We start from the raw sequence: 24,426 nt of genomic DNA on the forward strand, positions 1-24,426 counted from the left end.
AAGTTTATTTTATGTCACTTTTTAAAAAATATTCATTCACATCATCGTTTGTAAAATAATTGGTAGTTATACCTCTGCAATTGAGCGAGGAAAGTTTGTCAAGTTCGTCAGGTGTATCGACGGTCCATGCTTCAAAATAAAAGCCAGAATCCTGAATGCTTTCACTGGATTTGTCATCAATGGCAGCAGCTTTAATGTCTAAAAAGACCTCATTAAAGGTCGTATTTAGATATTGTAGAGTGCTTATAGTGTCAGATGAAAAATCTTTTGTTAAATATCCTAATCGGCAATTTTCGGATTGTTCATTTATGAGTTTTAGATAATCAGCGTTGAAGCTTATCCAGGTGACATCATTTTCAAGACCTGCTTCTTTTACGTAGTTGACAAGCATTTCGGCTTTTTCAGAGTCAAAGCCTTTTGTTTCTTTGAGCTCTATGTAGGGTTGCAAATTATTTTCTTTGCAGCAGTCGATAAATTCAGCAAATGTAGGGATTTTTGTATTTTTATATTGGGAACCTTTCCAGCTTCCGAAATCATAATCCAATAATTCATTATAGTTTAAATTGCTGCATTTTTTAGGGAGAATGAGTGGAAACCCGTTTTTGCGAGAGGCTGTCCTGTTAATTGTTTCATCGTGTAATAGAACAGGTACGGAGTCTTTAGTCCAGCTTACATCGCATTCAACCTTTTTAAAACCGTGTTGAGCTGCGGCAACGAAGGCAGGAATAGTGTTTTCAGGGGCTATATGGCTATAGCCTCTGTGGGCTATTGCCGATACATTTTCGCTGTTTTCGTTATAGTGTTTTGAGTTTTCAATATTTGGCGGTGCAACGATTGTGATGTCTGAATAGTCTTTGTTTTCATCCATTTGTGAGCTTTCTTCAATTATATAAGGTGGATTTTCGTTTCTTTTCAGGGCTAAAGACATATTCTGAGCCGATAAAATCGCAAGAGTAATTAATAAAGCTTGTGGAATGAGTTGCTTTTTGTTTTGCGAAAGTTCTTTAAAAGAAGGAGTTTTCTTTTTGTGACTTCTACATTCATTAATTTTTGTTTCAGGCAAAAGAGGGTTTATCATTATTACTTACTATTTCATGAAATTTGGCTACAAAAATATAAGTATTGAAAAGGGCAAAAATGAACGATAAAAAAATGATACTTAATTATTATTTACAATCATAAAATTTAGTCGGCGACAGAGTCAATCAATTTTTTTAGATTTCGGCTCCATTTAGATTCCCAATTTTTGATTATCAAATCAGCAGGACACATGTTCTGATTAATCAGTTCTTGTAAGGGCTCAAGGTATTTATTTTCGTTTTTGCCTTCTTTTCTTAAATAAATGGAAGCAATTTTCAATAATTCTTTTGCAATATTGTGAAGTTTATAACTTCCCAGTTGTGCTTCAAGAGCGAGCCTTGGGACTGATTCTCTTGCGAATGCGAAATCCGAATAATTGAATTTTTTAAACAATTCCATAGTATCGCTAATTGAACGAGTGTTAAAGAAAATACCTTTATATAATGCGGCAAGAGCATATTTCATAGTACCTTTTTGAGAATCGTGGTTTCTGAATTCAAGATAGTTGTTTAATCGAACTTCCGGAAAAAACAGACTTGCGTGTAAAAGATAGTCATAGAAATTGGCATTGTGCCCTTGAAATCCTTGATTTAAAAAGGTTTCAAAGTCTATTTGTTGAGAAAATTCAATGATTTTGTTATCTCTCATTATGTAAAGCATTGGTATTTTGAGGATTTTGTTTATATAATCATCAAAAGACAAATCTATATTATTAAAGAAGAATTTTTCATTAATCAAACCGCATCTTTTGTTGTCAGTAAAGAGCCAAGCAAGTGCACGATAGCTTTTGTAGCCGGAGAGTTTACCGTTATAGATAGGCGAATTGGCAAACATCGCACAAATGACGGGCGAGAGTTTTAACCCGAGTTGCAGCTTTTTCATAGCGTCAGTTTCGGTTTCGTAATCCATTGTTACTTGAAGCCCTGCCGTTTCTCGCATCATGTTAGAGTGATGGTCGCCTAGGAGTTCTCTCGACATTATTTCATAGCGTCTTTTGGGAATAAGCGAAATATCTTTGTAGGTTTTTAGGGGTGAAATTCCGTAGCTTAAGAAAGAAATATTAAGATTTTTTGCAATGTCGTTAGTTTTTTTTGTTAATTTTTCAAGTTCTTTTTCAAGTTCTTTGATAGAAAATTGAGCAGCGACGCTAATTTCAAACTGGCCACCGGGTTCTAATGTTATTGTCGATTGTCCTTTTTTTAGTCCTACGACTTGCCCGAAATCGACTAAATAGCTCCATTCATCTTTGAATGCAATCTGCCTTAAGAGCCTGAATATGCTTTTTTCGCCGTGATAAGGAATTATGGAGAAATCATTTTTGTTTGTTGTTATTCTTTCATATTCCATTCCGAATTTGTGTAAATGTTTAGGCTTTGCACCAGTTAGGTAATAATCCCTAATTTCTTTTTTACTTGTTAATTCTTTATTTTTAATATTAATCATGCTCATATATGAAATTTACCAGAATTAATGTATTAAAACATTTAGCTATTTGTATTATTATATAAGTACACATGAACTACTTCGAAAGAGCAAAGAAATTCAGAGCAAAAAAAAGACTCGGTCAAAATTTTTTAGTTGACGAGTCAGCCTTAGATGCTATTTTTGAGACAAGCGGTATAACTAAAGAAGATACGGTTATAGAAATCGGTCCAGGGCTTGGCTTTGTTACAGAAAGGCTTGTTAAGGAGGCAAAAAAGGTAATTGCGATAGAGCTTGACGAGGACATGGTCAAAGAGATAAAAAAAATAGATGCTGACAATTTGGAGATTGTCCATGCTGATGTTTTGAAGACTGATATCTCTCAGTTTGGCAACAATTTAAAGGTTGTAGCCAATATCCCTTATTATATTACAAGCCCGATTTTGGCACATTTGTTGGGCGAAGTCGATGACTTGGATAATAAAAACAGAAATTCTATTTCTCAAATTACGTTGATGGTTCAGTTTGAAGTTGCCAAAAGGCTTGTCGCTACTGAAAAATCTATGGGTAAAGATTTTGGATTGTTGACTATTTTGGCTCAATTTTGGGCTAATCCTGAGATTGTTAGAAAAGTTGGTGCAAGAAGCTTTTTCCCTGCTCCGAAAGTTGATTCTGCTATTATAAAATTAGAGGTCAACAAAGAACCGCTTTTGAGTTTGCAAAACTATACTTTTTTCAAAAAAGTTTCAAAAGCTTGTTTCGCCACGAGAAGAAAAAACATAAAAAATTCTTTGATAAATGCAGGTTTTTCTAAAGATGCAGTTGAAGAAACGCTGACAGAATTAAATATTCCTCAAGAGATACGAGGTGAAACCTTGTCGATAAAGGCGATAGGTGAGTTGTCAGAAAAATTGAAAGAAAATTTATGAAAAAAATAAAAGTAAAAGCACCCGCAAAAATAAATTTAACACTTGAGGTTTTAAATAAAAGGGAAGATGGGTTCCATAATCTTCAAAGTATTATGCAGGCGGTTGATTTGTACGATTATTTAACTGTCGAAGTTGATGAAAATGAAACCGGTATAAATATTATACTTACGGGGAATTCCATTGAAATTCCTTATAATGAGCACAATCTTGTTTTTAAAGCGGCTCATAAATATTTTGAAAAAGCCGGAATTAAAAATATTTATTTAAAGGTAAATATAGAAAAAAATATTCCGGTGGCAGCAGGATTAGCCGGTGGAAGCACTGATGGTGCTGCTGTTTTGTATGCGTTAAATAAATTGTTAAACTCTTTATCTGATGATGAGATTGATGGAATTTGTGCTTCTTTGGGCTCTGATTTGAATTTTTGCCTAAAAGGTGGCTGTGCATTATGCACATCTCGTGGGGAAAAAATAGAAGCTATACCTTTTGTTCAATTTGACGTTTCACTGGTAAAACCGTGTAAATTTGGCATTTCAGCTAAGGAAGCTTATACAAAATTTGCACAGCTAAAAGATAAAACATCTCCTGATAATACCCATAAAATGTTAGAAAAATTGAAAAAAGGTGAGTTTGATGCCTCTTTGTTGTATAACAGCTTGGAAAATGCCGTTATCAATGATTATGAGGAGCTTCAATTTATGAAAAAATCCGTAAAGGGCTCAATGATGTCAGGTAGCGGTCCAACTTTTTTTGTTGTAAAAAAACGAATAAATTATGAATTTGATACAGAAAAATTTATAGTGATAAATGGACTAAAGTCAATAAATACAGGTGTTGAGGTATGCTAGAACTTAGTAAAACAGAAGCTGTTAATCCTTTATCAAAAGATATTGATAAACTTGAATCTTTAGAAATTGTCAAAATAATCAATGATGAAGATAAAAAAGTTGCTCAAACAATAGAAACGGAATTACCTTCAATAGCCAAGGCGGTTGATATAATTTCAGAAAATTTTTTGCAAAATGGAAGATTGATATATTTTGGAGCAGGCACAAGCGGAAGATTGGGCGTCTTAGATGCTTCAGAGTGCCCACCTACATTTAATGTCCCATCTTCAATGGTTGTTGGTGTTATAGCTGGTGGTGATATCGCTTTAAGAAATGCAATTGAAGGAGCAGAAGATTCTGTTGAACTCGCAAAAACTGATTTTAAAAAATTGCAAGTATCTTCAAATGATACAATCTGTGTAATTTCTGCGAGCGGAAATGCAAATTACGTTGTTGAAATCTTAAAAATAGCTACAAAATCAGGCTGCAAACGTATTTCCGTGTCGTCAAATAGAAATGCAAAGATAAAACAAAATACAGATGTCTTTATTTGCGTTGAAACAGGTGCCGAAGTGGTTACGGGTTCTACTCGAATGAAAGCAGGTACTTCTCAAAAGCTTGTTTTGAATATGCTTACGACAGCTTCAATGATTAAAATCGGAAAAACTTATGAAAATTATATGATAGATGTAAAACCTACAAATATAAAACTAAAAGATAGAGCAGAAAGAATAGTTTCGGCGATTGTTGGCATTGAGCAAAATAAAGCAAAAACTGTTCTTCAAGACAATGGATATAAAGTAAAAGAAGCTGTTTTGACTCTTAAATACGGTGTTGAAACGAGCGTTGCTACAGAGCTTTTAGCTTCAAACAATGGAGTTTTAAGGAAAGTTTTCGAAAAACTTGATGTTTAGTTTTGAGTGATAACAATGTTTTACACCACTCTGGATTAGTTGTCATTGTGAACGTAATCAAGCCTGTTAGGAAAACTTTAGTCTTCATCCAGATATGAAACAATCCTTGCAATATTTTTCTCAAATTTTGCTAGTTGATGCTCCATAACTTCCATTTTTTGGTTTAAAACCTTGTTGTTAATAGAGTTTTCATTTGCAGAAATCACTTGAGAAGCGATGAAATCCATAACAGTCTTCATTTCAGCAAGTTCGTTAGGTGTGTTTTCTTCAGGTTCTTCATCAGCTTTTGCGACAAGTTTTGCAAGTTTTTCATCGATAGAATTCAACTTGTTTTCAAGACTATCCATTTTTGTTTCAAGATTTTCAACTCTGTTTTGAATACCTGAAATCGCAGTGATTACAGCTGTTTTGTTTTCTTCTTGCTTAGACGTAATATCTTTATTAAGCGAAGTCATTTCAATTTTTACTTCGTTTTTAATATCATTTTTTTGATTGTCTAAAGCAGAAGCCATGGTTAATTTGAGCTGATTGACATTTGATGAAATCAATTCTGTTTTTTCTTTTGAGATAGAATTTAATTTTTCGACAAGGTCATCAAATTTAACTTTTAATTCAATAATATCAACTTTAGAAGAGTTTTCTTCGATATTATTCATTTGAGCTTTCATAACGTCTAGTTGCGGAGTGACATTGATAACATTTTCTTGGATTGAATTTATGATAGAGCCTGTAGAATCAACCCATTCAGCAAGGTAGATAAAAGCTTCGTTTAAACTTTTACTTGAGGCAAGGTTTGAAGCCACTAGTTTTTTTATGGTGTTGGCTTTATTTTCAAGTAGAGAATATTGTTTAATTGGGTTAAAAGCAGCGATTTTTTTGTGTAAATCATCAATAAGTTTTGAAAATTCAAACAAATGATTGTTGAAGGTTTTGTTTGCTTCATCAGAGGTCAAAATCAATTTGTTGGTTCTTTTGCTGATGCTAGAAATATCGTCGTTCAATTCTTCAAAGCAATTTTTGATGACTTGAATATCTTCAACAGTATTGGTCGAAACCTCAGTGATATTTTCTAAGAATTCTTTTTTTTCTTGCTCTTTTTCTTCAAGAGCACAGTGAAGTTTAGCAAAGTCAGATTCAATATCCAAAAGAGTGTAGATATATTCATCAGTATCATCTTTAGTTGCAGTTGTAATGATTTCAAATTCGTTAGAAAGGTTTTCTAGTTTTTCTCTAATTTCTTCGATTTTAAATCCCCAACTGGAGATGTTAGATACCTCGTCATTAACAGAGTCAAGAGTATTAGCCCAACCGTTAAGAAGAGAGATATTTTCATAAATAATATCAATTTTATCAGAGTTAGCTTCTTCGTCTTCTGTTGGTTGAGCGTATAGTTCAACTTTTGAGTCCAAAGTTGATAATTGTTCATCAATTTTTTGTAATTGAGAGGATGTTTTTTGAGCCAATTTAGAGTCTATTTCGGCGACTTGTTTGTCGATGTTATCCAGTTTTTTAGCCCAGATGTTAAGGTTTGAAATGTTTTCGTAAATAACGTCAACTTTATCAGAAGTATCATCGTCTATTTTGGCATTGATGGCGTCAAGTTTTTGAGCCCATTCGTTTAAAGAAGAAACGTTTTCGTAGATAATATCAACTTTGTCTGTTGTTGAATCGTCGAGTTTAGCGTCAATATTATCAAGTTTTTCAGAGCATTCGCTCAAGACAGAAATATTGTTGTAAACCGCATTAACTTTGTTTTGAACGTCAGGGAAGTTTTCAATTTTAGCACTTACAGAGCTCAAGTTTTCTTTTATTAAATCGATTTTTTCGACCCAGCTGTTTAAAATGCTGATGTTGTCGTAGATTACATCTAATTTGTTGATTTTTTCGACCAAATCTAAGTCTTCAAAGATTTCATTTTGTTCTTTTAATTTTTTGATAATATCTTTTGTTTGCTCGATAGAATCTTCTTGAATTTGAGATAAAAATTGTTGAATTCCGTCAGTATTTTTAATAGAAACGGCTTTTAATATTTGGATATCCTGCTTGTCAGAAGCAGTTGTAATCATTTCTTTGAGTTCAGCGGACAAACTTTCATGGAGAGAAGCGAGTTTTTGTTTAACTTCCTCTAGAAGAATGGACGTATCAGATTCTTTAAACTCCTCAAGGTCAGAGGACATTTTAGCCAAGGACTCTTTTTGGGAATTAACGGCTTCAATAACGTCTTTAACAAGGTTATTATTGTAGGTTTCGAAGGTAGAATTAAGCTCATTCAGTTTGTCGAGAACATTTTCGACAAGACCTTGAAATGAGGTATTAACGCCTTCAAAATTAACTTTAAAGCTGTCCGAGATTTCTTCTTGAGATTTTTCGATAGTATCTCTAAGCTCGTCAAAAACCTCGTCGATATATTTGCTGTTTTCAGAGTCATTATGTTGAACTTCTTCTTTAAGTTTAGAGATTTGGTAGGATAGGTCAGTCAAAAAGGTTTGCAGTTTGATGATAGAGCTATGGTCTGTAGAGGACAATTTTTCAATCATAGAAGAAGTTTTGTCGATAAGATTTTTCATAGTAGTTTTCATATCAGAGTTTGTGTTATCGAGAGATTTGATTTTGTCTTTAATTTCAGAGAAATTTTCGACAGAATTTTCTTGAGCCATTGTATCTGTAATTTCTCGCAATTTATTTTTCAATTCAATAATATCGCCTTCATCAAGTGCCGCGATTTTATCGAGTTGGATTTGAATTTTTTCTAAAACGTTTTTGAATTCCTTATCTTCTGACATATTTTCTCTCTAGACTGTTATAACTACAATATACATATTTTATCAGACTCAAGCCGATGGTGCATTAATTGAGGATTTAAGCTGGAATAAATAATGGTAATATTGCAAAAATCTTGCTATGATGGGGGTTGGGGCGTTTTGAAATATTACAATTTTTTAAGCAAATCTTATAAAAAATTTAATTGTTGGAGTAAGCGACCTTTTTAATTTCGATTAAATCTTGTTTAGTGAGCCATCTTGGAGAATTTTCTTCAAGTGAATGGTTTCTCAACAGATAAGAGGGGTGAAAAATTGCAATGGACTTTATGTTGCCGAATAGGGTGGACCATTGACCTCTAATTTGAGAAATTTTAATTTTATCCCCGAGGAAAGTTTTAGCGGCAGTAGCACCGCAAAGGACAATGACTTTTGGACGAACAATATTGATTTGTGCAGATAGAAAGGAAGAGCAGGTTTGTTTTTCTTCATCAGTCGGCACTCTGTTCTCTGGGGGTCTGCATTTAACAGTGTTGCAGATATAGAGGTCTTTGTTTCTGTCGATATTACATTCTTGAAGGAGGTCATTCAGCAATCTGCCGGCTCTACCTACGAAAGGGGTACCTGAGGCATCTTCTTCTGCTCCGGGGGCTTCGCCGATTAGCATAATTTTTGCATTGGGGTTCCCATCTGAGAAGACCAAATTATCTCTGGTTTTGCCGAGAGGGCAACTATAGCATTGGTTGCAAACTTTAAGGATTTGGTTGATAGATTTTTGTTTTAGTTCAGGAGTGAGCTCCTGTTCGTTAAAGTTCAGATATTGCATATAATCTCCAAGTCTAATGAGATTATTTTATTTCAAAAAAGAATATAAATCAAAAGTTGTTTTAATTAACCGAAATGCTTATAGCTTAAAATAGCCGTCAAGTGGAATGTTTCGAGGGGGTAAAACAAGTATGATGTGAGAGTAAATCCTCAACTCTTCTGATTGCTTATGCTTAGTGCTCAACCCCTTCTTCGGAAGGGGATTTTTTTGACTTTTTCGAGGTGAGTACTGAGCCGTAAAAAATGGCGTCACGACAAACAAATAGGCTTAGACTTTTAAAACAGTTTAATATTCGTTCAATGTTGATTATAGCACTTTGTGTTGTTGCTTTTTTATGGTTTTAGTCTTTTAAATACTCTTTGTTCTTAGCGAAGTGAAGTATTTTAGCCTATTCAATCTCCTCCAACACTTAAATAAGTTGAAAAGATATTGTATTTAGTTTATAAATTAATAGAATAAGGATAATTTATGCGAATTGTAATTTTTGGTGCAAATGAACTTGGTTGCTTGATTGCGACAGAACTCTTTGAAGACCACGATATAACAATAATAGACAAAGAAGAAAACAGAAGCGATGATTTTAATAAACTTGATATAAGCTTCGTCCACGGAAACGGCTCCAATATAAAAGTCTTGGAAACCGCACAAATACAAAATGCAGACGTGTTTATTGCTTGCACGGATATGGAGGAGGCAAACATAGTCGCTTGCCTAACCGCCAAAAGCATGAGCCCTGTAAAAACCGTATGTTTCGTGAAAAAACAAGAATATTTGGAATCATTGTCATTGGTAAAAGGTTCAAAATATCAAGCAGAGCTGTTGATTGACCATGTGATATGGCCTGAAGAGCTTTTAACTCAAGAAATTTTTAGAATAATAACGGTTCCAAATGCGATTGACGTTGAAAATTTTGCCCAAGGTAAAGCTCGACTTTTTGAGTATAGAATTAAGGAAGAATCCAAAATTTTGAATAAAACAATCAAAGATTGTTGTTTCCCTGATGAAACATTGATTGTGGGTATAACGAGAGATGCAAAATTGTTTATTCCTGATGGTGAAACGACTTTGGAACTTAATGATAAAGTCATTTTTATGGGGTCTGCCTATTCGTTAGATATATTGGCAGGTGAATTTTTCCAACGTGCCGAGATGATTAAATCCGTAAGTATTATTGGTGGAGGAAGTGTCGGAATGATGCTTGCTCAAAATTTAGAAAAAATGAACATCAGAACTAAAATCATCGAAAAAGATTATAAAAGATGTGAATTTTTGACGGAAAATTTGAAGAAAACATTGGTTTTGCATGGTGATGGTACTAACTTGGAGCTTTTAGAGTCTGAGTCTATAGGAGAGAGTGAAGTCGTTGTTAGTGTTACGAATAATGATGAAAAAAATCTTTTATGCTCGTTACTTGCAAAGCAATTAGGGGTAAGTAAAATAATTACAAGGGTTTCAAAAGATGCAAATGCGGCGTTGTTTGAAAAAGTCGGAATTGATGTAGCTGTTTCTCCTAATGAAGCTGCTATAGATGAGATTGAAAACCACTTGATTGAAACAGATGTGGATATTTTGGCAACAGTAGAACGTGGTCAGGGCGAAATTATCGAAATCACGGTTCCTCAAAAATTCGAGTATAAAAGGATTATGGATTTGCAGTTACCCGTAAAAGCAATCATTGCAATAATTCAAAGATGGAATAAGGTAATAATTCCAAAAGGTACAACGCATGTTATGGCGAATGATAATTTGATTATATTTACCACCAAAGAAAACTCAAATACGATAAAAGAGTTTTTTAAGAAAGCTTGATAAATGAGAACGTCACACATACTTATAGCAATCAGTTTAGTATTAAAATACATAGCATTGGTGATATTGGCACCTTGCTTGGTTGCATTGTATTACAAGGATTATTATTCATTGATACCCTTTATAATGGCGTCATTCAGCTCTTATACGATTGGTGTTTTTTGTAATCCAAAAAAGGTTGACGGAAATAAATTGAACGACTTAAAAAAGTCAGAGGCATTATTTATAGTAGCCCTTTCTTGGATTATTTTCGGAGTAGTATCAGCGGTGCCGTATTTGTTTTATAATATAAGCCCTTTAAATGCTTTGTTTGAGGCGGTTTCAGGGATTACGACTACGGGTGCCACTATTTTGTCGGATTTTTCTTTGTACCCGAAAACAATGTTTTTCTGGCGTTCAATGAGCCAATGGCTTGGAGGTATGGGGATAATAGTTTTGTTTATAGCCATTTTGCCCCAATTTGCAGTTGCTGGCAGACAAATGTTTTTTGCAGAAGCACCTGGACCTACCGAGGACAAATTTACGCCCAGAATACGACATACGGCAACAGCCTTGTGGAAAATATATATAATATTAACCATATTAGAAATAGTGATATTGAAATTATGTGGAATGCCTTGGTTTGATTCATTTTGCAATTCATTTTCCACATTAGCGGCAGGTGGATTTTCGCCTAACCCGAAAAGCATATGGGGCTATAATTGTCCGATATATGTTTGGGTTATTTCGTTATTTATGTTTTTGTCGGGTGCAAACTTTGCGTTGCAATATAAAATTATTACAAAACGAAAACCTATGAGCTTGTTTAAAGATGAGGAGTTCAATTGGTATTCTGTAATAGTATTAGGGTTTGCGTGTGTAATTGCGTTGATATTGTTTTTAAATCACGAATATGGTTTTGTTGCATCTTTTAGAGAATCTTTATTTCAGGTTATAAGTATAATAACCACAACCGGATTTGCGTCTGCTGATTTTAATTTATGGGCATTCAGTGCGAAGGCATTTTTATTTGTTTTGATGTTTGTTGGTGGTTGTGCAGGCTCTGCAGGTGGTGGCGTTAAGGTAGTTAGGCTTGTATTTATTTTTAAATATATTAAGCGTCAAATAACTCAAATCCATCATCCGAACGGGGTTTATCCTATTAGGATAAACAAAGTTTCTATTTCAAGCGAGATAGTTAAACAGTTGCTTGGGTTTGTGATTTTTTATTATTTAATTTTTGCAGTTTCAGCTTTTGTGACAAGTATAATTGAACATAATCTTATAATCGGAATGACTGGTGCTATTACTACTTTAGGTAACATTGGCCCGGGTTTTGGCTTGATTGGTCCTATGGGAAGCTTTGTTGTTTTGAGTCCTTTAACAAAGATTATTTATATAATAAATATGCTTGTCGGAAGATTAGAGCTTATTCCGTTTTTGGCACTTTTACACCCTGATTTTTGGACTAATGTAAAAAGATAAATTTGTTGCGATTGCAAAAAATAGAGGACTATAGTCTAATATAGCTATGGATATTACGATAGAAAAACGAAAAACTCCACTTAAAGGCGTTATAGAGATACCTTCAGATAAGTCGATAAGTCATAGAGCCGCAATGTTTTCCGCTTTAACGGGTGGACGAGTTAAAATATCAAATTTTTCAAAAGGAGCAGATTGTCATAGCTCTTTAAATATTGTTAAAAAGCTTGGGTGCAAAGTTGATTTTTTAGACGATAAAACAGTCATAGTTGATGCTTCAAAGGCTTTGAATGCACCTGATGCTGTTCTTGATTGTGGAAATTCAGGCACGACAATGAGATTGATGTCTGGGATTTTGGCAGGGCAAAGTTTTAATTCTGAACTTGTTGGTGATGTTAGCCTTTCGAAAAGACCTATGAAGCGGGTTATTTCGCCGCTGGAACTTATGGGGGCTAAGCTGGAGCATAAAGATTATAAGGCACCTTTGAAGATACAGGGGCAAAAGCTAAATGGTGTAGATTATGTGTCGCAATTATCGTCAGCACAAGTCAAGTCTTGTGTCTTGTTGGCAGGGCTTTTTTCAGAGGGGGTTACTTCGTTTGTTGAACCTTTCAAATCAAGAAATCATACAGAATTGATGCTTAAATATCTCGGAGCAGATATAAAAGTTGACGGAAATAAGGTTTCGATAAAGAAATCCAAGCTTCAAGCAAAAGATATTTCTATCTGCGGAGATATTTCATCAGCTGCATTTTTTATGGTGGCGGCGAGTATTGTTCCAGACTCCGATATAACCTTGATAAATGTGGGGGTAAATGAAACCCGCTCCGGAATAATCGATGCTTTGATACAAATGAATGCAGATATTCAAGTTTTAAATGAACGAGAAATTTCAGGCGAAAAAGTTGCAGATATAAGGGTTCGATATTCAAATTTGAAAGCCACTACTATTGAGGGAGCAATTATTCCAAGGTTGATAGATGAAATTCCTGTTCTTGCAGTAGCAGCTACACAGGCAGAAGGGACAACCGTGATAAAAGACGCCCAAGACCTTAGAAATAAAGAAGCCGATAGAATTAAATGTGTTAGTGATGAACTGAAAAAACTCGGAGCCGACGTTGAAGAAACACCGGACGGCTTTTTGATAAAGGGCAAAAGTTCATTAAGTGGCGATTCAACTCATGAATGTTACCACGACCATAGAATTGCGATGAGCCTTTATGTAGCAGGTTTGATTGCAGAAACCCCAATAACTGTAAATGAATTTCAGTGGGTTGATATATCATTTCCTGAGTTCTTGGACTTGATGTCTGATATCTAGTTTGGAGGTGGAGGTGGAGGTGGAGGTAATTGATTTTCACTCAAATCTATAGCACAATTTCTTGAGCTATTTCCCTCGATAATACATGCGGCAGGTCCTGCTAATGCTACGACAGCAGCTCCATTCATGTAATCTCCGGTTATGTTATTAAAGCTTTGTAGCCCAATAGTATAACCGTCTTTCAAATCGTCTTTAGACAGGGTAAATTTATTAGGCTTTTTATCTCCATTAACGTCAATAGTAATTGCACAAAAACTGTTGTGTCCTTCAATTGAAAAAGCCATACCGTCAGCAGTATAGAATGTAATATCTCCACTATAACGCCAACCTTCATTCACAGCTTTGCTTGAGGATGATGGCATTGAGCTTACTATATTGAATCTTTTTTTAAAAAAGTTGTCGTACCAATCTTGACTGGTTGGACCCATGTCAATGCTTGTTCGTCCTGTTTCTGCATATTCAAGGTTGGATGCTTGTTGAAGCATTGAAACAGCTTTTTTCAGGGATGTTTTATATTCTTCTTGGTTTGTTTTGTTGATTAAAGATGGAATTTTCGGGAAAACATTGAAGCGGCTCAGAATGGAAAAGAAAAACGTGAGCTTAAATGAATTTGCACTTATGAACAATATAAGCAGGGGGCATCTGAGTAATATAGAAAAGGGAAAGCGAAATATTCAGTTGACAACTTTGTGGCGAATTGTTGGTGCTTTAGGGATGTCTTTTTCTGAATTTGCAGCATAATTTCAAAATACATTGCCGTAGGGCTTTGATTTGGATAATTATTTTGAGAGCTAGAAGAGCCTGAAAAAGGTGAGTGCAATGAGGCTATAGAAACCGTCATAGCACTACACCATATCAATTTAAACTAAAGCAGGTTCTTTATCTCTGTAGATTTCTATGCTGTTGTATGTTAGGGTTTCGTTTTGGTTGAAGAACTTTAATGCCTCGAGGTACGCACGAGCTGTATCTAAGGCTGTAAAACAAGGAGTTGAATACATTTCAGCTATTGTTCTTATTAAGAAACCTCTGTCTTGAGAGCCGTATCTTTTTGGGTCGTTGTTTGTCGTAGGGGCGTTTATTATGAAGCTTAGTTCTTTGTTTTTCATATTTCGTTGAATTTTTTCGATGTCGAAATTTTCGATTTCTTTAGAGTCAATTCCATATTGCGATAGGAAGTTATGAGTTCCTGTAGTTGCGATTAGTGTGTACCCCATTTCTGTAAGGGTTTGAGCGACATCAATGCAATCTTTTTTAAAGTGGTCATTTATAGAAATCAAAACATTGCCTCTTTTGTTGCTCATTTCATAACCGGCTGCTAAAAATCCTTTTATGAGAGCTTTTTCGTAGGTAGTGTCTATACCGAGGACTTCCCCTGTAGACTTCATCTCAGGGGCTAAAGCGGGGTCAATTCTGTTTAGTTTTTGGAATGAGAAGATAGGGACTTTTGCACAAACAAGGTTTGTTTCTTTAGCGAGTCCTGTTTTGTATCCTTGCTCTATTATTGAGTTTCCGAGGATTGCGTTTATGGCAATGTCGACCATCGGAATACCTGTTACTTTGCTCAAAATCGGCACTGTTCTTGAGGCTCTCGGGTTTACTTCAATGACATAGGGAATATTGTCTTTAAGGACAAATTGTATGTTCATTAAACCTTTTATTTGGAGCTCTTTTGCGATTTTTTCTGTATAAGAGATTAATTTTTCTTTGATTTCATTAGAGAGTTTTTGTGTAGGATAAATTGCAATACTGTCACCGGAGTGTATTCCTGCACGTTCTATATGCTCTGTTATCGCAGGAATAAGGACATTTTCGCCATCAGAAATTGCATCGAGTTCCATTTCAGAACCTTCAATATATTGGTCAATAAGGATAGGATGTTTGCCTGAAAATTTCAAAGCATTTTCTATGTAGCTTTCGAGCTCTTTTTTGTTGTAAACAACTTGCATACCACGTCCGCCTATTACGTAAGATGGGCGAACAAGTACAGGATAACCGAGCTCAAGAGCTTTTTGGCGAGCTTCGTCAATCGTGTAAACGGCACCACCTTTAGGTTGCGGGATATTCAATTTTCTCAAAAGTTGTTCAAATAGTTTTCTGTCTTCTGCTATATTTATTGATTCAAGACTGGTTCCGAGTATTTTTACGCCTCTTTTTTCGAGTTTAGAGGCGAGGTTGATAGCGGTTTGACCGCCAAATTGAACCATAACGCCACTTGGCGATTCTTTTTCAATTATGTTCATTATGTTTTCAATGTACATCGGCTCGAAAAACAATTTGTCAGCGACGTCGAAATCTGTGCTTAATGTTTCCGGGTTAGAGTTTACTATTATTGATTCGTAGCCGTTTTTACGAACAGACCAGGCAGCGTGGACGGAACAGTAGTCAAATTCGATGCCTTGCCCTATTCTGATTGGACCTGAGCCTAAAATCATTATGCTGTCTTTTTCGCTGACTTGATTTTCGTCAAATTCGTTATATGTTGAGTAGTAGTAAGGAGTGTAGGCTTTAAATTCAGCAGCACAGGTGTCCACCATTTTGAATGAGGCTTTTATGTTGTTTTGAGAGCGAAAATCTTCTATTTCTTTTTGTTCACGGCAAGAGATAGAGGCTATTTCAGAGTCAAGGAAGCCTTTTTCTTTCGCTTCAATGTATAGAGCTTTTGTAAGTTCTTCTGATTTTAATCTTTGTTCAAAATCGACAAGATTTTTCATTTTGTTGATGAACCACTTATCAATTTTCGTGATTTTGTTTATTTCGTTTACGGAAATGCCTCTGCTCAAAGCTTCTGCTACTCTAAAGATTCGCCTGTCGTCTTGGACGTGGAGTAGGGCTTTTAATTCATCTTCACCGCAGTCCATGTGACAGCCTCTGAGAATCCCTGTAAATTTTGATTCTATAGAGGTTACAGCTTTTTTGAAGGAACTTTCGAAGGTTCTGCCAATTGCCATAACTTCGCCGGTCGCTTTCATTTTTGTACCGAGGATTCTGTCGCCGTGGGCAAATTTGTCAAAAGGCCACTTTGGGATTTTAGTTACAACGTAGTCTAATGCTGGTTCAAAAGCTGCTACGGTTTTTTGAGTTATTGAGTTTGTAATTTCGTGCAGGTTGTAACCGATAGCGATTTTTGTTGTGACTTTTGCTATTGGGTAGCCGGTTGCTTTAGAGGCTAAAGCTGATGAACGGCTGACTCTGGGATTGACTTCTATTACGTAATATTGGTTGCTTACAGGGTCTAGAGCGTATTGAACGTTGCAACCGCCTTCAATTTTTAAGGCTCTGATTATTTTTATGGAGGAGCTTCTGAGCATTTGATATTCTTTGTTTGTTAGGGTTTGAGATGGTGCTACAACATAGCTGTCACCTGTGTGAATACCGATTGGGTCTATATTTTCCATGTTGCAAATTGTAATGCACGTGTCATTAGAATCACGCATAACCTCATATTCAATTTCTTTGTATCCGGCGATACTTTTTTCAACGAGCACTTGGGATATAGGGCTCATAGCAAGTCCTGTGCCGACAATATCTTCGAATTCTTCCATGTTGGAGGCGATGCCACCACCGGAACCGCCAAGAGTGTATGCGGGGCGAACTATTATCGGGAAGCCTATTTTTTGAGCGAATTTTTTTGCGTCATCAAAGCTTGAAACGCAGTCGCTTTCTGGGATTGGCTCATTTATTTCCATCATGAGATTTTTAAAGAGTTCACGGTCTTCTGCGTTTTGGATAGAGTCTATATTAGTGCCTAAAAGTTTCACATTGTATTTGTCGAAAACACCTTGTTCGCTTAGCTCTACAGCGAGGTTTAAACCTGTTTGACCGCCTAGAGTTGCAATTATTCCGTCAGGGCGTTCTTTTTTTATAATGAAGGTCAAAGCTTCTATGGTTAGGGGCTCAATGTAGACTTTGTCAGCGATGTCTTCATCGGTCATGATTGTTGCTGGGTTTGAGTTTACGAGGATTACTTTTAGATTTTCTTCTTTAAGAGCTCTGCAAGCTTGAACTCCAGCGTAATCAAATTCCGCTGCTTGTCCTATCACTATTGGACCTGAACCTATTACAAGAACTTTTTTTATATCTAAATTTTTTGGCATAATTCACTCTCTTTTCTAATATTTTGAATCCAATTTTTAAATATTATATCAGTGTCGTTTGGACCGGGTGCGGCTTCTGGGTGAAATTGTACTGATTCTAGTTTGTATTTGTCAGATTTAATTCCCTCGATTGTGCCGTCGTTGAGATTTCTGTATGTTACTTCTACGCAATCAGGCAGACTCCCGTCTTTTATAGCGTAGCCGTGATTTTGTGCGGTCATAAACACTTTGTTTGATTGAAGGTTTATAACAGGGTGATTTCCGCCTCTGTGCCCGTATTTGAGCTTGTAGGTTTGAGCACCTGTTACTATTGCTAAAATCTGATGGCCTAAACAAATTCCGTAGAGCGAAATTTTTCCTAACAGATTTTTTGCTGTTTCTATTGTCTTTGTTGCATCTTTTGGGTCGCCTGGACCATTTGACAATATTACTGCGTCAAATTCTTCCTCTAAAATCACTTTAGAGTCAATGTCTGCAGGGAAGATAGTTATATCTGCGTTATATTTTTTTAAGTTTTCTATAATACTTTTTTTCGCTCCTAGGTCTATTATGGCGACCTTTACGCCACATCCAGCTATTTTTTCTTTTTTGTATGTCGAAACCTCAAGAGTTATGTTGTTGCTGACTTTGAATTTTTTTATATTTTCTTTTAATTCACGAGTAATTTCATTTGTTGTTATTGCACAACTCATATCGCCTGATTCTCTTATTATTTTGGTCAACAAACGTGTGTCGACTTTGTTTAGAGCAATAATGTTGTTTTGTTTGAGGTAATCAGATATGTTCATAATGCTTTTGTAGTGGCTTTCTTGCGAGCATGCATTTTTCACGATGAGACCTTTTGCCTGAACTTTTCCGCATTCAGAATCCTCTTTGTTTATGCCGTAGTTCCCGATTTCAGGGTAAGTCATAACTATGATTTGTTCGGCGTAAGACGGATCGGTTAAAATTTCCTGATAGCCGCTCATTGAAGTGTTAAAAACGATTTCGCCGTAGGCTATTCCTGTGGCACCAATTGATTCTCCTTCAAAAATCATACCGTTTTCGAGGATTAATTTGGCTGTAGAATTCGGAGAAGATTCATTTTGGGTTAGCATTGTATTTTCGATTTCGTCATAGATTTTTTTCATAGCTTCGACTCTGTTTTCATAGGCTGTTACGGCTCTTCCGATGACTAAATAATCGGCACCTTCTTGTATTGCTTTTTTAGGTGTTGCCAATCTTTTCTGGTCGTTTTTTGAAGCCCATTCCGGACGAATTCCGGGGCAAAGGACTTTGAAATCTTTTCCGCAGGCTTGTTTTATTCTTCTAGCTTCCCAAACGCTTGCAACCACGCCGTCTAAGGAGCTTTCTTTTGCGAGTTTTGCAAGTTCTGTTACGTAGTCATTTGATTTTAGGGGCACTTTTAGTTGGTTGTTTAATGTATCATCACTAATGCTGGTGAGGACTGTTACGCCTAGAACTATAGGCTTTTTTGCACCGATTTCAAGGGCTGTTTTTCTTGCTGAAATTGCTGATTTTCTCATCATTTCAGAGCCACCCATCGTGTGAACATTGTAAAAAGCAGCACCGTTTCTGATGATATTTTCTGAGGCTTTTGCGACAGTGTTCGGGATATCTAAAAGCTTTACATCAAAGAAAAAATCGATGTTTTGCTCTTTCATAAATTTAAATATTTCCCCGCCGTTAGCGGTGTAAAGCTGTAAACCTATTTTAAAAACGCCGACGTAATCTTTAAGCTCCAAAATCATTTCTTTTGCTTTTGATATGTTGTCAACATCTAGTGCGAGAACGATTTTCTCTTTTATTTTCGGGTCGATTTCCATTATGTATTCTCCTCTAAGTTTATAAATTCTCCGTTGATAAAACTTCCTATTGCTTTACCTTTTAATTTTTTACCTTCAAATGGCGATATTTTACATTTTGATTTAAAGTTTTTTGCATTGACTGTCCACTCCAAATCGGGGTCAATTATTGTTAAATTTGCGATTTTTCCTATTTCGATTGTGCCTTGATTTTTCAATTTAAGAATTTTTGCAGGGCTAAATGTCAATTTTTCAATGAGAATAGGAAGTTCGACCCTGCCTGACAGTGCTAAGGTTAGTGCCAAGGCTGTTTCGAGCCCTACTATACCGAAGGGTGATTCTTCAATAGGTAAATTTTTTTCATAAATAGTGTGAGGCGCGTGGTCAGTAGCGATTACGTCTATTGTACCATCTGAAAGCCCCTCTATTACTGCTTCAAGGTCATCTTGCGTGCGAAGTGGCGGATTCATTTTGAATATTCCGTTTTGGGGATTTATGTCGTTTTCTGTAAGTGTGAAATAATGTGGAGCCGTTTCACAAGTGACTTTTAGTCCTTCTGCTTTTGCTTTTCTTATCAAATCTATACTTTTTCTTGTGGAAATGTGTGCAAAATGGTATGGGGCTTGGGTTTTTCTGATAATATCAAGCTCTTTAGCTACTGCTGTATATTCTACGGCTGTTGGAATTCCTTTAATTCCATATTTTTTGCTGGTTTCGCCCTCATTTATTGAACCGCCTTGAGAGAGTTCTAAAATTTCAGAGTGTGAAATTACCAAAACGTCTAAATCCCTTGTATAGCTTAAAATATTTTCTAATAATGTCATGTCTTCAATCGGCTTGCCATCGTTTGAAAAAGCTACTGCTCCAAGCTTTTTAAGCTCTTTTATGTTTACTATTTTTTCCCCTTGAAGCTCTTTTGTGACGGCACAAACAGGATAGAAGCCTATGCCTTTTGCTTTTTCAGAAGATTTGAACATATCTTTTAAGGTTAAAACATTGTCGTTACAGGGTTTTGTGTTTGCCATCGGACAGATGGCGGTGTAGCCTCCTGCAATTGCTGCATTTATGCCTGTTTCTATTGTTTCTTTGTCTGTGAATCCGGGTTCTCTTAAATGAGTGTGCAGGTCGATTAAGCCGGGAGTGATTATTTTTCCGCTAAAATCAAGGATTATTTCCATTTCATTTGCTTCAATATTTTTTGCGATTTTAGTTATAATTTTGTTTTCTATTCTTATATCTAAAACCTTATCAATGTTGCTTTTAGGGTCAATTATTCTTGCACCTTTAAGAAGCATAAATAGCCTCCTGTTTTTTTGAATTTGCGATTAAATTTAAAATTGCCATTCTGATAAAAACGCCGTTTTGAGCTTGTTCTAAAATAGTTTTTCCTTTTTCTGAATCAATTAGATTTGAGGTTAATTCAATACCCCTGTTAACAGGTCCTGGATGCATTAATATTGAGTTTGGGGCATATTGTGCCAGAATTTTTTTATTAATCTGAAAATCTTTTTTATAATCTTCAATATCAAGACCGAAATCCGCCTCAAGTCTTTCTTTTTGTATCCTCAAAGTCATTACGATATCGGAATCGATAATTGCATCAATCAGGTTTTTGTGAAAAGTTACACCCTCAAAATCTGCTTTTTCAGGCATAAAATATTTCGGCCCTGCAATATGAATGTCAGCTCCAAACCTGCTTAATAAGGCTATATTTGACTTTGCGACTCTGCTATCTTTTATGTCGCCGACGATTGTGATTTTTTTGTTTTTGACAGTTCCTAATTTTTCTAGCATTGTAAAATAATCCAAAAGAGCTTGTGTTGGGTGCGAATGGCTTCCTGTGCCTGCGTTTACGAACTTTATATCCGCTTTAATTTTTCTTTTTATAGTATTGATTATATTGTTTTCGTTGTGACGCAAGACTATTACCTCAACTCCTAGTGCGGTAAGGTTTTCAATCGTGTCTTCCAATGATTCGCCTTTTGAAAGTGAAGATGATTTTGTGTCGAAAATCGTCGTAATCATATTTAGTCTTTTAGCCGCAATTTCAAAGCTGCAACGGGTTCTTGTTGAATTTTCATAAAACATCAATGCTACGATTGTGCTTTTCAAATCAGCTTGTAAAAGCCCTGATTTAAAGTCTTGAGCGGTTTTAATGATTAAATTAATATTATCATTCGTTAATGATTTTATATCGATTAAATCTTTTAGCATTTTGCAAGAACCTTATCATTATTGCGGCTGCCCGGTTTTTCAATGGGGATATTTTCTTTGCAAAGCGGGCAATTTTCAGCTTTGTAAAGTACCGGAGTCATTTGAATTACGGATTTTATGTCGTAGTCAGTTTTCCCTGCTGTTCTGTCGACGATACAGCCTACAGCGACAAGCTCGGCGTCATATTCTTTGATTGCGTCTAACGTTTCATTAATTGTGCGGGCTGTTGTTATCACATCTTCAACTATGACTATTCTTTCTCCTCTTTTTAAGCTATAGCCTCGTCTAAGCTCCATTTTTCCGTCTTTTCTTTCGACAAAAAGACTGCGTTTTTTGGCTTGTTTGGCGGTTTCGTAGCCCATTATTACTGCACCTACGGCAGGTGCTATAATTGTGTCAAAATCAAGCGTGGAAAGTTTTTCTGCTAATGATTTTGCAATTTTTTCTGTGATTTCAGGATATTGATATAGTTTTGCACATTGAAAATATGTATCAGAATGTAATCCAGAAGTAAGGCAGAAATGTCCTTTTAGCATTCCTTGAGTTTCTTTTAGAAGGTCTAAAGCCTCGTTATTATTCATTTATAGCTCCTTTCAAATTTGTTTTTAATTCTTTAATATTTTTAAATCCGTTTTTGCTCATAAAGCTCTGGAGGTCCGCTATTATTGACTCTGAAATGTCAGGGTGAGTAAAATTTGCAGTTCCTATTTGAATTGCGTCTGCTCCTACTGTAAAAAATTCTAATACATCTTGCAATTTTGAAATTCCGCCCATTCCGATTATCGGAATATCGACAGTTTTGCTCAGACGAAATACAGCACCAAGGGCGATTGGTTTTATTGCTTCTCCTGAAAAACCTCCTGTAACCATTTCCTTTTGAAATTTTCCATTTGAAAAAGTCAACTTTAGCCCCAATCCTTTAACAGTATTAATGGCTGAAATAATGTCTGCACCTGCTTTTTGAGCGGCTATACCTATTTTTTCGATTGAAGTTACATTGGGAGTTAGCTTGACAATCAGTGTGCCTGAAAATTCGTTTCTAACTCGTTTTACCAAATTTTCGAGAGTTTTTTCGTCTGTTCCAAATTCCAAACAGCCGGATTTTACATTCGGGCACGACACATTTAGTTCAATTGCTTTGAGGTCGTTTTGTTCAGACATTTTAGCCAGCTCTACATATTCGTTTTCGTCAGCTCCTGCCATGTTCATAATAAATTCAATATTTTTTTCTTTCATCATAGGAACTTTCTCCTCGAAAAACCTTTCTGCTCCAAGGTTTTCAAGCCCTATTGAGTTAATAATTCCGCTTTTTACTTCAATAAGACGATTTGTTTTGTTCCCTTCTCTCGGTAGTAGTGTGACAGCTTTTGTCACCACTGCACCAAGTTTTTTTACATCGACAAAGTCTTCAAATTCGTCGCCAAATCCGAAGGTTCCTGACGCAGTCAAAATAGGGTTTTTTAGCTCAAGTCCGTTTAAATTTACGCTTAAGTCAGCTTTTTCAATTGCTACCATACTACCTCCTCGCCTTTAAAAACCGGTCCGTCCTTACAAACAGTTGCGTTTTGCTCCTTGCCGTTTTTGATAATTCTAATTACGCAGCCTCTACATACTCCGATTCCGCAAGCCATAACTTTTTCCATCGCTATTTGTGAAGCAATATGGTGCTTTTGTGCGAGTTGAGCGGTTTTTTGTAAGACTATTCTCGGTCCGCAGGCATAAATAATTTTTGGTTTGTAATTTTCTATTATTTCTTCAAGGTAATCAACAACGCTTCCTTTTTTGCCGAAAGAGCCGTCGTCTGTAAAAATACAGCCAAGGTCAAATCTTTGTGGGATATCACTTTTAGATGAAAAACCAGAATACATTTTGTAATCAATATTTAATTCTTCAAGTTTATTTTTCATATAAAAAATAGGAGCGACACCAACGCCTGCTCCTATTAACAAAGATTTTTCGTTTCGGATATTAAATCTATTGCCTAAAGCTCCAATAAAATCGATATTATCTCCGACAGTCAGGCTTTTTATGAATTTTGTTCCTTCACCTTTTTCTTTAAAAAGAACGCCTATTCTGTCCTGCTTGTTGAAAGCAATGCTGAATGGGCGTCTAAGGCTTAAATTGTTACATAAAATCGATACGTATTGACCAGGGTTGGAAAAAAATGGCTTTTCTGTTTCAAATTCAATGTAATGAGTGTTTTTTGAAACCTGCTCTATCCTCGTAACCGAGCCTTTATGCGACTTCGTCGCTCTTATATTTTTTTCTTTTTCTTTTAACATTTTGTCCTCATAATCTCTTGCGTTTCGGTCTTGCTCTTCGCAAGCCCTTTAGCCTCTGCTCGCAATCCGTAAAAAAGGGAAAACAAAAAGTTTTCCCTTTTAAAATCTATATTCAATTGTGCTTGACAATCTTTTTTTCATTTTTTCCTCAAATTTAATCTTGTATTACGATAATAGCTCTACTTGAAAAAGTCAAGGAAATAATTAATTTATGTAAAAATTTCATCCATTACACAACAACTATTTTGGAAAAATGTTTTTATAAGTATAGGAAAAGGAAGAAGGTAGTGCTATGTCTATAGGCTTTAGTTCAGGCTCTGGCTTGTCGCCTCAAGATTTGAAGGTAGAAAATCAAAAACGATATAAAGACGTTTATGCTCACGAACTCGCTCATAAGTCTAAAGCAGGCTCGTTGGGCGGTGGTATTGTTATCGACAAAGATGGTTCGGGGCTAATTACCGGTGGGCATGTTGATATCAAAATGCCTGGTTTGAACAAGACAAAACCTGAATTGACAATAAAACAAGCTCAACAGGTCATTGATTCGGCTATGGCTCCTTCTGACCCTTCTGCTCAAGATTACAAAGTCGCTGCAGAGGCTCGCAGTGTCCTTGCTATGGCTAATGATGAGGCTAAAAACAAACAATCCGGCAACAAGCTTGATATCATGGGGTAACCATACT

Annotated in this window: 20 protein-coding genes; 8 read left to right on the plus strand and 12 right to left on the minus strand. The window is 35.8% G+C overall.

All coding sequences use genetic code 11. The features are described 5' to 3' along the window. Positions 1–4: 4 nt before the first annotated feature. Entirely contained in the window at positions 5–1,078 is a 1,074-nt protein-coding gene (locus tag PHV37_05120; GenBank protein ID MDD3237461.1) for a glycerophosphodiester phosphodiesterase family protein, read from the minus strand. A 107-nt stretch (positions 1,079–1,185) separates the two neighbouring features. Next, the gene (locus tag PHV37_05125; protein ID MDD3237462.1) at positions 1,186–2,529 is read right to left on the minus strand and encodes a glutamate-cysteine ligase family protein; all 1,344 of its coding nucleotides are present in this window, start codon (positions 2,527–2,529) and stop codon (positions 1,186–1,188) included. 65 nt (positions 2,530–2,594) lie between these two features. Here PHV37_05125 and rsmA point away from each other — a divergent pair, with 65 nt between their 5' ends. From rsmA to murQ, 3 genes are read left to right on the plus strand one after another with little or no spacing between them, the layout of a single operon-like run. Then, complete coding sequence (gene rsmA, locus PHV37_05130; protein ID MDD3237463.1) at positions 2,595–3,431, plus strand: 16S rRNA (adenine(1518)-N(6)/adenine(1519)-N(6))-dimethyltransferase RsmA; 837 nt, start codon at positions 2,595–2,597, stop codon at positions 3,429–3,431. Continuing rightward, complete coding sequence (ispE, locus tag PHV37_05135) at positions 3,428–4,279, plus strand: 4-(cytidine 5'-diphospho)-2-C-methyl-D-erythritol kinase (protein ID MDD3237464.1); 852 nt, start codon at positions 3,428–3,430, stop codon at positions 4,277–4,279. The genes rsmA and ispE overlap by 4 nt, the downstream gene beginning before the upstream one ends. Then, positions 4,273–5,172: an N-acetylmuramic acid 6-phosphate etherase gene (gene murQ / locus PHV37_05140; protein MDD3237465.1), complete on the plus strand. Its 900-nt coding sequence runs from the start codon at positions 4,273–4,275 to the stop codon at positions 5,170–5,172. Before ispE ends, murQ begins: the two co-directional genes overlap by 7 nt. 77 nt (positions 5,173–5,249) lie before the next feature. Here murQ and PHV37_05145 read toward each other — a convergent pair whose 3' ends face one another. Beyond that, complete coding sequence (locus tag PHV37_05145) at positions 5,250–7,955, minus strand: hypothetical protein (protein MDD3237466.1); 2,706 nt, start codon at positions 7,953–7,955, stop codon at positions 5,250–5,252. A 178-nt stretch (positions 7,956–8,133) separates the two neighbouring features. Then, a complete protein-coding gene (locus tag PHV37_05150) occupies positions 8,134–8,757 on the minus strand; it encodes a uracil-DNA glycosylase (GenBank protein ID MDD3237467.1) in 624 nt (207 codons plus the stop codon). 468 nt (positions 8,758–9,225) lie between these two features. Between PHV37_05150 and trkA the strand changes: the two genes are divergently transcribed. The 3 genes from trkA to aroA are packed head-to-tail and all read left to right on the plus strand — an operon-like array spanning position 9,226 to position 13,348. Further along, positions 9,226–10,566, plus strand: coding sequence for a Trk system potassium transporter TrkA (trkA, locus tag PHV37_05155; GenBank protein MDD3237468.1), 1,341 nt, complete (start codon positions 9,226–9,228; stop codon positions 10,564–10,566). Positions 10,567–10,569: 3 nt separating this feature from the next. Beyond that, positions 10,570–12,030 (plus strand): TrkH family potassium uptake protein, encoded by a 1,461-nt coding sequence (locus PHV37_05160; protein MDD3237469.1) that lies wholly within the window; start codon positions 10,570–10,572, stop codon positions 12,028–12,030. A gap of 46 nt (positions 12,031–12,076) precedes the next feature. Continuing rightward, positions 12,077–13,348 carry a 3-phosphoshikimate 1-carboxyvinyltransferase gene (gene aroA / locus PHV37_05165; protein MDD3237470.1) on the plus strand — a complete coding sequence of 424 codons (1,272 nt, stop codon included), beginning with the start codon at positions 12,077–12,079 and terminating at the stop codon, positions 13,346–13,348. On the opposite strand, the gene PHV37_05170 is transcribed toward aroA, so the two are convergent. After that, positions 13,345–13,833: a hypothetical protein gene (locus tag PHV37_05170; protein MDD3237471.1), complete on the minus strand. Its 489-nt coding sequence runs from the start codon at positions 13,831–13,833 to the stop codon at positions 13,345–13,347. The genes aroA and PHV37_05170 overlap by 4 nt on opposite strands. Before the next feature lie 79 nt (positions 13,834–13,912). Here PHV37_05170 and PHV37_05175 point away from each other — a divergent pair, with 79 nt between their 5' ends. After that, positions 13,913–14,089, plus strand: coding sequence for a helix-turn-helix transcriptional regulator (locus tag PHV37_05175; protein ID MDD3237472.1), 177 nt, complete (start codon positions 13,913–13,915; stop codon positions 14,087–14,089). Positions 14,090–14,208: 119 nt separating this feature from the next. Here the strand turns inward: PHV37_05175 and carB are convergent, their stop codons facing one another. Genes carB through PHV37_05210 form a run of 7 tightly spaced genes read right to left on the minus strand, consistent with a single transcriptional unit; the run spans position 14,209 to position 23,743 of the window. Next, a complete protein-coding gene (carB, locus tag PHV37_05180; GenBank protein MDD3237473.1) occupies positions 14,209–17,442 on the minus strand; it encodes a carbamoyl-phosphate synthase (glutamine-hydrolyzing) large subunit in 3,234 nt (1,077 codons plus the stop codon). After that, the gene (gene carA / locus PHV37_05185; GenBank protein MDD3237474.1) at positions 17,427–19,268 is read right to left on the minus strand and encodes a glutamine-hydrolyzing carbamoyl-phosphate synthase small subunit; all 1,842 of its coding nucleotides are present in this window, start codon (positions 19,266–19,268) and stop codon (positions 17,427–17,429) included. Before carA ends, carB begins: the two co-directional genes overlap by 16 nt. Next, a complete protein-coding gene (locus tag PHV37_05190; protein MDD3237475.1) occupies positions 19,268–20,542 on the minus strand; it encodes a dihydroorotase in 1,275 nt (424 codons plus the stop codon). Before PHV37_05190 ends, carA begins: the two co-directional genes overlap by 1 nt. Further along, positions 20,532–21,461, minus strand: coding sequence for an aspartate carbamoyltransferase catalytic subunit (locus tag PHV37_05195; protein ID MDD3237476.1), 930 nt, complete (start codon positions 21,459–21,461; stop codon positions 20,532–20,534). The genes PHV37_05190 and PHV37_05195 overlap by 11 nt, the downstream gene beginning before the upstream one ends. Continuing rightward, positions 21,455–22,042 carry an orotate phosphoribosyltransferase gene (gene pyrE, locus PHV37_05200; GenBank protein MDD3237477.1) on the minus strand — a complete coding sequence of 196 codons (588 nt, stop codon included), beginning with the start codon at positions 22,040–22,042 and terminating at the stop codon, positions 21,455–21,457. The genes PHV37_05195 and pyrE overlap by 7 nt, the downstream gene beginning before the upstream one ends. Then, positions 22,035–22,976, minus strand: a complete 942-nt coding sequence (locus PHV37_05205; GenBank protein ID MDD3237478.1) for a dihydroorotate dehydrogenase — start codon at positions 22,974–22,976, stop codon at positions 22,035–22,037. Before PHV37_05205 ends, pyrE begins: the two co-directional genes overlap by 8 nt. Beyond that, positions 22,970–23,743: an FAD-binding oxidoreductase gene (locus PHV37_05210; GenBank protein MDD3237479.1), complete on the minus strand. Its 774-nt coding sequence runs from the start codon at positions 23,741–23,743 to the stop codon at positions 22,970–22,972. The genes PHV37_05205 and PHV37_05210 overlap by 7 nt, the downstream gene beginning before the upstream one ends. 292 nt (positions 23,744–24,035) lie before the next feature. Between PHV37_05210 and PHV37_05215 the strand changes: the two genes are divergently transcribed. After that, the gene (locus PHV37_05215; protein ID MDD3237480.1) at positions 24,036–24,419 is read left to right on the plus strand and encodes a putative metalloprotease CJM1_0395 family protein; all 384 of its coding nucleotides are present in this window, start codon (positions 24,036–24,038) and stop codon (positions 24,417–24,419) included. Positions 24,420–24,426 lie beyond the last annotated feature (7 nt).

It is taken from the genome of Candidatus Gastranaerophilales bacterium (assembly GCA_028693235.1).
GTDB lineage: Bacteria > Cyanobacteriota > Vampirovibrionia > Gastranaerophilales > Gastranaerophilaceae > JAQUVW01.